Origin of the sequence: Moorena sp. SIO4A5 (assembly GCF_010672005.1) — a bacterium.
Taxonomy (GTDB): Bacteria; Cyanobacteriota; Cyanobacteriia; order Cyanobacteriales; family Coleofasciculaceae; genus Moorena.
In genome coordinates this window covers 1-5,776 of record NZ_JAAHHZ010000294.1, presented here as the reverse complement: position 1 = coordinate 5,776, position 5,776 = coordinate 1, and the positions used below count along the sequence as shown (strand labels likewise).

Annotated in this window: 4 protein-coding genes; all 4 read right to left on the bottom strand. The window is 44.6% G+C overall.

All coding sequences use genetic code 11. From position 1 onward, the window contains the following. Window positions 1–820 (bottom strand): FeoB small GTPase domain-containing protein (locus F6K57_RS35380; RefSeq protein ID WP_293072669.1); only part of this gene is annotated, 820 nt, incomplete at its 3' end. A gap of 201 nt (window positions 821–1,021) precedes the next feature. Then, a complete protein-coding gene (locus F6K57_RS42280) occupies window positions 1,022–1,549 on the bottom strand; it encodes an AAA-like domain-containing protein (protein ID WP_364305445.1) in 528 nt (175 codons plus the stop codon). Between the two features lie 87 nt (window positions 1,550–1,636). Beyond that, window positions 1,637–1,882, bottom strand: coding sequence for a sigma factor-like helix-turn-helix DNA-binding protein (locus F6K57_RS35365; protein WP_293035891.1), 246 nt, complete (start codon window positions 1,880–1,882; stop codon window positions 1,637–1,639). Between the two features lie 1,451 nt (window positions 1,883–3,333). Next, on the bottom strand, window positions 3,334–5,409 hold the full coding sequence (locus tag F6K57_RS35360) for an elongation factor G (protein WP_293072667.1): 2,076 nt from the start codon (window positions 5,407–5,409) through the stop codon (window positions 3,334–3,336). Window positions 5,410–5,776 lie beyond the last annotated feature (367 nt).

Genomic DNA, 5,776 nt, shown 5'->3' with positions numbered 1-5,776 from the left:
TCGCACCTTGAATCCAGCCAGTCATATCATCCATCAGGTCTTGAGAGGGGAGTCCCACAGTCCAAACTACCCAAAATACCAGGAACATTCCTAAGAAAAACAAAGGTAATCCCAATATCGGATGCAGGAGTAACTTATCAATCCTGGCGGTTAAATTGACTGCCATCTCAGAGGGCATTTCTACCGCACCATTGAGGACTGAATCTATCTCTTTAGTGGAGATAGAGCTATGCTCAGATAAACGAGTTTTTAGATTATCTATATTAATCGATTGTTCTTGTGCCTTTAAAGTTTTAGAAATTTCTAGGTATGCCCTCATATAGCCGTCTCCGTATTTGGCACTAATGAGTAACACGGGCATATCCAAATTATCGGATAATAGTTCTGTGTTTATTTTAACTCCATATTGCTTAGCTTCATCAGCCATATTCAGCATCAAAACTGCCGGTAAACCTAGGGATTTTACCTGCAATGCTAAGCGAATTTGACTATCAATTTGGGAAGCATTGAGAACAAGAATAAATAGATCAACAGCAAAATTTTCTAAAAAGGTTTTAACAATTTTCTCATCATCAGAAAATCCCTTGAGGTCATAAATTCCTGGTAAATCTACGAATTCCGTAGGTTCGCCATTGAGTTGGACATTAGCTTGTAGTAGATCTACAGTAATGCCGGGCCAATTGCCAACGTGAGCAGTGGTACCTGTGATACGGTTAAAGAAGGTTGATTTGCCCGTGTTGGGCATTCCTAGCAAGGCAACTCGCTTAACCCCTTTGGATTCTTCAATGACGGCGGTGCTGGTATTGTGGCAAGAGGTCATAATGTTACTGCCAGATATTTGTTTAAGTTCTGCAGGCTATCGGGGGGCCTTGAACAGTAACGATTATATAGCAATATTTCCGATTACTATAGCAATACGCGCTTGGGTATTTACAAATAATGGTGAGGGATAAATTGCTACAAGCTTTGTCAAACTTGGCTTTTCTATTGCTAGCATGCCTCTTGCTAGCATGCCTCTTGCCTATTCCCAGCCCGTAGCGCTATGGCTATGAAAGCGAACGCTAAAGTATCGCTGATACAAATTGCAGCTAACCATGACTTGATTGTCTGACCAATTCACCAGTCCCATACTGTAAAGCTTAAATGCCTGTACCTGTTCCAAGGCCACTGGAACTTTTGCCCTAACCACTGCTTCAAAGGCTACGGCTAAATCAGGCTGAAGGTTCAAACGCACAGTTTGGTAACCCTGAGTTTCTGCATGAGCCAGAATCCTCACCATCAGGGATGTTTTCCCCATCTGTCTGGGTGCTTTAATATGAATAAAGGCTCCTGGTTTAACAATCTCTTCGTAACACCTGAATTCATAGGGGACTCGCTCGACATAAAATCGGGAAGCTAAAGGAACTCTTCCCTCTGGTAACTCCAACTGCTGCGATTGAGGATTGAGGATTTGGGATTGGGGATGGTTCGGAAAAGAAACATTTGATATCTGTTCAGTAGCTGTAGATTCCACCTTCCCTTTTTCGTAAGGCTCTAGTCCCTGTTTCAATACCCCAAGCAGCTCCTGAGTATGACTCGATTCTTGATTGACCTGTCGTCTTTCGAGTACACTACGAAAGTTGGTTTTACTAACTTTTTACCCTAGTGCCTCTGAGAACAGTTTCCATAATTTAGGGGCAACGGTCTGCTTGATATAACTTGCTGAATAGCCTAACTCTTGAGCGATATGGTCATAGGTTTTGCGTTGCCCTTGCCAGGATTTTTGCAAAACTGCTCTTTGGATATCACTGAGAGATTGCCCTGTGTTGGAAAACACTAATTGTTCCGCAAATCCTAATCCTTCCTGAATATCGATCAGGTATTGTAAGTTAAGCACTGCCATTTACTTTGCACCCTACATGATTCTTGGCGGCTAACCTGAGTGTGATATAACCATAGAAAACTGCTAGACTACCGGGTCAGTAATCAAAATTATGGGTAGACGCAAACCAAAAGATGATAGCCCTTTTGCTGAAATCCTAATTGCTTCGTTCTTTGGCTTCGCCTACTTCGTTATTCAAAATGATTAATGTCTCGATGGGGTAGGAGCTAGTCAAGAGTTCGGTGTGTTATATCAAATTCCGTTAGCCTACATCTTTAGTAAGGCTGACGAAAGTTTGCGATCGCGTAGCGTGGCCTACGGCCAATCGCGTTAGCTAAACGTATGATTTATGTGTAGGTTATGTATAATATTTCTTGAAGCCAAGCTAAACTCAATGGCACGCTCCAATTGCCCTGAGATTAAGCATGATAGCATGATCGCTTTAATACCAAAATCAAGCGAACGCGCCCCGCGTGGCCTACGGCCAATCGCTCTACTCCGACTCCACAAGGGATTGGCTTCATCGTTGCCAGGCTTTGCTGCTGTAGCACCATGAGATGGGACCTAGGAGCCGCTACTTGAGGTGCATCTTGAGGTGAATCAAACCAACCCCAAGGTGGGAAAATTTAGATAAGTATCCGAAAATCCCATTCTCAATCGTGTAGTCTCTAGGAGAATAATCTGGGATCACGTTCTGCTAATTGGCAGTGTTGGATGGTCAGCACCCCCCTGTTGCCTAGACGGGGCGACCTGACTCAACTGCTATGTTTTCCATAACCCTGATGCTAGGTTAGGTAATTATGGCGGAAAAAGTTGAGGTTAGTGGACAGTAGGCAAAAGTATCACAAAGCTTGGCCATTGCCTCAAGTAATTTGCTATACTTTAACTATGATATTAGTGCCACGACCTTGTCTCAATTAAATAAATTTCCCGAAAACCAAGGGTTTTGTAGTGACATTGGATCTGGTCTACGCACTTTTATGATGGCGCACAGTGAGGCGAGCAATCCCTCGCCTCACTGTGCTTTGGGAGATACCCCCTGGCTGAGGAATCAGCTTGCATTGGCGGGCTAAAGTTGATATTGGTAGACTTTGGTAGCTAAAAAGTATCGGTAATAATTATGCTTATACCCTTATCGATGACTTTGATGATCGCCTCAGTAGCCATTTACCTTTGCGTTAAGACTACTGAAGAAATCGTCAAAGTGGCTGCAGCTATAACAGCCTTAATCTGTCTGTTTGTCAGCCTATTTTTTGTTCCTTGGCCAATCAAACTACTAATTTTGATCCTTCCCTTTTTTATTGAAAAACTCCAGCGGGTAGCCTCTCGCTAGGGATTAGCCATGATCGGTTTAGGCTTTAAGTACTAGAAATTAACCATTAACCATTAACCATTAACCCAATACCTAAAACCGTAAGCATATGCGCGTAGCGCATATGCTTACCTAAAACCTAACCCCTAAAACCATTCACCTAGCTGCGACCATTACCATTACCATTACCATTGCCAGCGGTGGCCAGCACCCGATCAGCTAGCTTACCTGGCACTTCCTGGAGATGGTCATAGGTCCAATTAAAGAAACCGATCCCTAAAGTAAGCGATCGCAATTCCATGATCAAGTTTTGCATTTCTGCCTGGGGGATATAGCCAGAAACACAATCCCATCCTGTCCAATCAGAACAGGTCTGATAGCCCAGGATTTGACCCCGATGACCGGTGATCAATTGCAGCACCTTAGAGGTGAATTCCTGAGGTGCATAGACCCCAACAGACATAATTGGCTCAAGTAACATTGGCTCACAATCGGGCATACCACCGGTCATAGCTAGCCGTGCTGCTTGTTTAAATGCCTGTTCCGAACTATCTACGGAGTGGTAAGACCCATTGGTTAGAGTCACAGCCACATCTACCACTGGGAAGCCTAAGGGTCCGTGGGACAAGTACTCCTTTACTCCGATCTCCACACCAGGGATATATTGCTTTGGCACCACCCCACCGACAATGGTTTCCGAGAAATTAAACCCTTCACCCCGAGACAAGGGTTGGATATCAAGGTAGACATCACCATATTGCCCATGACCACCACTTTGATGCTTGTAGCGCCCGTGAGAGGTAGTGGATTTGCGGATACTTTCTTTGTAAGGCACTCGGGGTAAGTGAGTGGTCATCGGTAAGTTGTATTTGCGGCTCATCCGGTCTAGAGCAACCTGAAGATGAATATCTCCCTGTCCCCATAGGATGATTTCGTGAGTGTCTCCATGTTGTTCCCACACCAGAGATGGGTCTTCTTCCAGCAGCTTGGTTAAGGCACCACTGAGCTTAACCTCATCTTTGCGCTTCTGAGGAGTAATGGCTAACGCATAGACTGGTTTGGTTGCCTCAGCTATTGGTAATTTCATCTCTGGATTACCCGTATCAGTGGTCAGGGTGTCACCAGTTTTAATACCCTCTAAGCGTCCCAGGGCAACGATGTCACCAGCAGATACTTGGGAAACTGACTGAGTGTGGTGACCAAACATACGGTATAAGCCTCCGGCACGGACACCATTAAAGACTATGCCATCTGTTAGTTTACCTTGCCACACTCGTACTAGGGAGAGTTTTCCACCTTGGGGAGTGTAATAGGTTTTGAGTACCTGTGCCACCGTGCTTGATTCATCACCAGCAATGTCCCGACGCTCGGCAGTGGTTTCTGGGCTTGGTGATTCTCGCAGTAGGGCATCGATCAAGGGGCGAACCCCGTAATCTTGCTGAGCAACACCCATAAATACCGGTACAATCAAGTCGGCCCCCAATTCCATCTTCAGGTCTTGGACAATTTCTTCTTGGGGTGGCTCAATTTCTTCTAGTAGTTCTTCGAGGAGGTGGTCGTCAAAATCTGCTAAGGTTTCTAGTAATTCTGTGCGTGCTTGCTGTTCTGCCTCTTTCAATGACTCTGGCAGTGGGATCGGATCAGCTGGGGCATCAGGATGGTAAAGATAGGCTTGCTCGGTGACTAAATCAATAAACCCGGTGAGGTGTTCTCCCTTACCAATGGGGTATTGGTGCAGTACTAAGGGGCGAGTGGAAACTGAATTGAGGGCATCAAAGACGGACCGTAAGGAGTTACCATTAGCATCATCGGTCAACTCAAACCGATCCATTTTGTTAATAAAGACTAAGTGGGGGATTTCCCAGTCGTCGAGAAATTTGAATAAGGGTGCTAAGGTGAGGACGCGATCGCTTACTGGTTCACAAACCACGACAGCCGCATCCACACCAACTAAGGCGTTGTAGGTTTCTTGAGCAAATTCAATGGAACCGGGACAGTCTATAAAATTGAAGCAGATATCTTGATACTCGGTGCTGGCGGCAGTTACCTCCACACTCATTTGGCGTTGCCTGGCCTCGGTGGCATTATCACCGACGGTGTTGCCTTCCTTTACTGTGCCTTTGCGAGAAATCCTACCAGTAACGGACAACAAACTTTCGAGTAGAGTGGTTTTCCCACTGAGATACGGACCAACAATTGCCACATTACGGGTGGCTTTACACGCTTTGCCGTTCATAATTTACCCCCAAATTATTTCAATTGGACTTATGCATTGAAGCGGAGCTTGAAGGGGATGATATGGTAGCGAGGTGAGTTGGTTAAAACGTGCCATACGTCAACGCTTCTCTTACCTGCTCATCCTACCTACTTATCTCCTGACTACTGGTTTATGCGTAAGTTTTGTTGAGATGGGATCAACGTTATCTGGTTGTGAGATTAACTTATTTTGGTTTGATCTAGATCGAACTTGCAATGTCTTGTAATGTAAACTACTAAAACTGTTAAGTAAGATAACTCTAGGTCACTAATTTTCAAAAAATATGAATACACGTAACAACTATAAAAAAAAATGTTTCAAAAATCTTAAGCAAAATTTATTCCCA